Genomic DNA, 4590 nt, shown 5'->3' on the forward strand with positions numbered 1-4590 from the left:
CCTTCCGTCGGCGGGCCGACGGCGAGGAGCGGTCGACCAAGATGCCGGGCGTCTACACAGCCAGCGGGCTTGCCAATGCCTGCGCCTATCTCGATGGGCGGATACGGTCGATTGCAGTCGGCAGCGCGCTGGTGTCGCGGCGGGTCATTGGCGAAACGAGATTCCCGGTTGGGCTTGCCTATGACGAGGACACGCTGTTTTGGGCGCGCGTCATCGCCAAGGCATCGGTTGCCGTCGTGAGACAACCGATCTTCACCTATTTCGTGTCTGCGGAGCGCTCCGACGATCGTTTCACGGTCAGATCTGCCGGGCGCTTTTTGGAATGGCGCCTGGCGCTGCGCCGGCTCCGGTCCTGCGGCATCGCGGAGCGGTCGCTGAAGGTCAGGGAAGGCCTCGTTGCCTTGAAGATCGCGCGCGTTCATTACGCGCGCGGCGATTTTCGACAAGGCGGCAAGATTCCTCAACGTGGCCGAGGCCGCGCCACGGGCGGGCGCGAACGCCTGGCGTTGCATGCGCTATCGATTGAAGGTCACTCTACGGCGCCGGTTCTCGGCTTCGGCCGCCCAACCGCAACGCGCCTGATGGCGTCGAGGCCGGACCTCACGACTATCTGGCAGCCGGCAATGGATCCTCAAGCCCATGCCGGCCGGTAATAGCTCCCACCCATGTTGGTGATGGAAGGCTGTTGGATAGCGGACGTATCGGTCAGCCGGCAGGGCTGACGCCTTCTGGAACAAGTCACCGGCGCGCGGCTTTATCTACGGGTCATTTCGCGGAGCCGGCATGTTACAGCATTTACAAGCGTCATCGGACCGTTCGGCGCGGGCCGAGGAAACCCAGAGAAGCGGCGCCAGCAGCTTGGCCGGGAGCACGTCGCTTAACTATGTAACCGATGCCGATCCCGGCATCCGCAGATTGAGGAAAGGCGCGGGATTCTCCTATCTAGGACCCGATGGCAGAGCCGTCGACGAAACGACGCTTGCCCGCATCAAGGCGATCGTCATTCCGCCGGCCTGGACGGATGTGTGGATCTCGCCCGATCCGGACGGCCATATCCAGGCGACGGGCAGGGATCAGCGCGGTCGCAAGCAGTACCGTTACCATTCGCAATGGACCGAGGAACGCGACGGCGTCAAATATTCCAGCCTCGTCGCCTTCGCGGAAAGCCTGCCCGCCCTGAGGCGCCAGATCGATGCCGATCTGCGCCGGCGGGGACTGCCCCTGGAGCGGGTCGTCGCCTCGGTGGTCTGGCTGCTCGACAACACCATGATCCGCATCGGCAACGCGGCCTATGCGCGGGACAATAAGAGCTTCGGGCTGACCACGCTGCGCGACCGCCATGTCGAGATCAACGGCTCCAGCCTGCGCTTCGCCTTCAAGGGCAAGTCGGGCAAGGAATGGAAGCTGAAGCTGGTCGATCGCCGCATCGCCAAGGTCGTGCGCGGCGCCCAGGATCTGCCTGGGCAGAAGCTGTTCCAGTATCTGGGTGAGGATGGCGACCGGCGGCCGGTGCGCTCGGAGGACGTCAACCGGTACATCCGCGAGGCTTCCGGCGCCGAATTCAGCTCAAAGCATTTTCGCACCTGGGGCGGCACCATCCATGCTGCGTCGCTGTTTGCCGGGACCGAGCTGCCGGAAAGCAAGACGCAACAAAACCGGGTGATCAACAGCGTCGTCGACAAGGTCGCCGAGCGATTGGGCAATACTCGTGCCGTCTGCCGCAAATGCTACATCCATCCGCTGGTGTTCGAGGCATGGACCGAGGGACGCCTGCTTGACGAGATGGCCGAAGCCAACAAGCGCAAGCGCCTGATACAAGGCCTCGACGAGGAAGAAACGCTGGTGCTCAGATGGCTGCAGGCGCATGGCGCCTGACGGTCAGGCGCGAGGGACAGCCAAGTCCGTGATTACCAGCCGAATTTTTTTATCGACCTTGTGTCGGGAAGGGTCCTAGTGTCGCGTCCTTTGATACGGAAAGGACCTGCCATGCTATACGCCATCCTCTGCTACGCCTCCGAAGACGTCGTCTGCTCCTGGAGCAAGGAACAGGACGACGAGGTCATGGCGAAGATCCTCGACGTGCAGGACAAATACGCCAAGGCCGGCCGGCTCGGGCCCGTGGCGCGCCTTTTGCCGACAACGGCCGCGACGACGCTCAGAAAGGTCAAGGGCGAGGCGGTCGTGCTTGATGGCCCGTTTGCCGAGACCAAGGAACAGTTCCTTGGCTTTTACACGCTTGAATGCCGCGACCTCGACGAGGCGGTCGAATTCGCGCGCGAGCTTTCCGAGGTCAATCCGAGCGGAGGCTCCTACGAGATCCGGCCGGTTTCGGTCTTCAATCCGACAAAGGTCGCGGTATGACGGACCTTGCCTGGATAAGCACGGCGATCAGCAACGCCCGTCCGCAGGCGATGGGCGCGCTGCTGCGCTACTTCCGCGATCTCGACGCCGCGGAAGAGGCTTTCCAGGACGCCTGCCTGAGGGCGCTCAAGAACTGGCCGAAGAACGGGCCGCCGCGCGATCCCGCCGCCTGGCTGATCTTCGTCGGCCGCAACAGCGGCATCGACGCGGTGCGCAAGCGCGCCAAGCAGGCGCCGATGCCGGAAGAGGACCAGATCACCGATTTGGAGGACGCCGAGGGCGACATGGCCGAGCGGCTGGACGGCGCGCATTACCGCGACGACATCCTGCGGCTTCTGTTCATCTGCTGCCATCCGGATCTGCCGGCGACGCAGCAGATCGCGGTGGCGCTGCGCATCGTCTCCGGCCTCACGGTCAAGCAGATCGCGCGCGCCTTCCTGGTCGGCGAGAGCGCCATGGAACAGCGCATCACCCGCGCCAAGGCGCGCATCGCGGACGCCGGCGTGCCGTTCGAGACGCCGGGGGCCGTCGAACGCTCGGAACGGCTCGCCGCAGTCGCGGCGATGGTCTATCTGATCTTCAACGAAGGCTATTCGAGCAATGGCGGCGAGGCGCCGGCCCGCGCGCCGCTCTGCGAAGAGGCGATCCGGCTTGCGCGCCTGCTGCTCAGGCTGTTCCAGGCCGAACCGGAGATCATGGGGCTGACCGCGCTGCTTTTGCTGCAGCACGCAAGGGCGCCGGCGCGGTTCGATGAGCATGGCGAGATCGTCCTGCTCGAGGATCAGGACCGCTCGCTGTGGAGCCGCAAGATGATCGACGAGGGCCTGGCGCTGGTCGACAAGGCGCTGCGCCATCGCAAGCCCGGCCCCTACCAAGTGCAAGCGGCGATCGCGGCGCTGCATGCGCGGGCGGCGACGGCCGAGGATACCGACTGGACCGAGATCGACCTGCTCTACGGCCTGCTGGAGCAGATGCAGCCGTCGCCGGTGGTGACGCTGAACCGCGCCGTCGCGGTCAGCAAGGTACGCGGCCCGGAAGCCGCGCTTGCCATGATCGAGCCACTGGAAGACCGGTTGTCGGGCTATTTCCACTTCTTCGGGCTGCGGGGCGGGCTGCTGATGCAGCTTGGCCGCAACGAAGAGGCGCGCATCGCCTTCGATCGCGCCATCGCCTTGGCCAACACGGCGGCAGAGGCGGCGCATATCCGCATGCATATCGACCGGCTGATCAAGGAAAGCAGCGAGCGGACTCCCGCCAAAAAAGCGCATTGATCCTCCGGCTTCACCCTCTGGCCCAATCTCGCGATCGGGCCTTGGACCATGCCGGGGTGGCGGTTTTTCACCGAAACGAGTAATGCCACGCCATCAAAGCGCCCGGGCGTTCCTATCGGCACGTCAAGGACATGGCGCATGGCTCCATTCCCACCCTTCGAGGTGGAACCTGAAAGGGACAAAAATGACATTGGCGAAGGAAACGGCTTCACTTCTTGAGAAACTCGGCGTCACCAAGGACGCGCTTTCCGGCGGCGACCTCGTCGTGCGCAGCCCGGTGACGGGCGAGCAGATCGCGGCGCTGAAGCAGATTTCGGCGGCGGACGCCGGCAAGGCCATCGATGCCGCGCACAAGGCTTTCCAGGCCTGGCGGCTGGTGCCGGGTCCGAAGCGCGGCGAACTGGTGCGCCTGCTTGGCGAAGAACTGCGCGCGCACAAGGACGAGCTCGGCCGGCTGGTGTCGATCGAGGTCGGCAAGATCCCATCCGAGGGTCTCGGCGAAGTCCAGGAAATGATCGACATCTGCGATTTCGCCGTCGGTCTTTCCCGCCAGCTCTATGGCCTCACCATCGCCACCGAACGCCCCGGACATCGCATGATGGAGACCTGGCATCCGCTGGGTGTGGTCGGCGTGATCTCGGCCTTCAATTTCCCGGTCGCGGTGTGGTCGTGGAATGCAGCGCTCGCCTTCGTCTGCGGCGATGCGGTGGCGTGGAAGCCGTCGGAAAAGACGCCGCTCACCGCGCTTGCCTGCGAGGCGATCTTCAAGCGCGCCGCAAAGCGTTTCGGGGCCGATGCGCCGGCAGGCCTGCTGCAGGTGCTGATCGGCGACCGCGTCGCCGGCGAGGTGCTGGTCGACCATCCGAAGGTGCCGTTGGTTTCGGCCACCGGCTCGACCCGCATGGGCCGCGAGGTCGGTCCTCGGCTCGCCAAGCGCTTTGCCCGCGCGGTGCTCGAG

The 4590-nt window shown here is 65.0% G+C and carries 4 protein-coding genes and 1 pseudogene; all 5 read left to right on the plus strand.

Annotated features, from left to right (window positions below; genetic code table 11):
• Positions 1-653: pseudogene (locus EOA27_RS40875) on the plus strand (hypothetical protein); the annotation flags it as partial.
• 130 nt (positions 654-783) lie between these two features.
• Positions 784-1875, plus strand: a complete 1092-nt coding sequence (locus EOA27_RS23415; protein ID WP_127257337.1) for a DNA topoisomerase IB — start codon at positions 784-786, stop codon at positions 1873-1875.
• Positions 1876-1986: 111 nt separating this feature from the next.
• Entirely contained in the window at positions 1987-2361 is a 375-nt protein-coding gene (locus EOA27_RS23420) for a YciI family protein (protein WP_042640414.1), read from the plus strand.
• Positions 2358-3632 (plus strand): RNA polymerase sigma factor, encoded by a 1275-nt coding sequence (locus EOA27_RS23425; RefSeq protein WP_127257340.1) that lies wholly within the window; start codon positions 2358-2360, stop codon positions 3630-3632. Before EOA27_RS23420 ends, EOA27_RS23425 begins: the two co-directional genes overlap by 4 nt.
• Positions 3633-3816: 184 nt before the next feature.
• A partial coding sequence (locus EOA27_RS23430; RefSeq protein ID WP_127257343.1) for an aldehyde dehydrogenase family protein occupies positions 3817-4590 on the plus strand: 774 nt, incomplete at its 3' end.

The organism is Mesorhizobium sp. M2A.F.Ca.ET.037.01.1.1 (assembly GCF_003998075.1).
Lineage (GTDB): Bacteria > Pseudomonadota > Alphaproteobacteria > Rhizobiales > Rhizobiaceae > Mesorhizobium.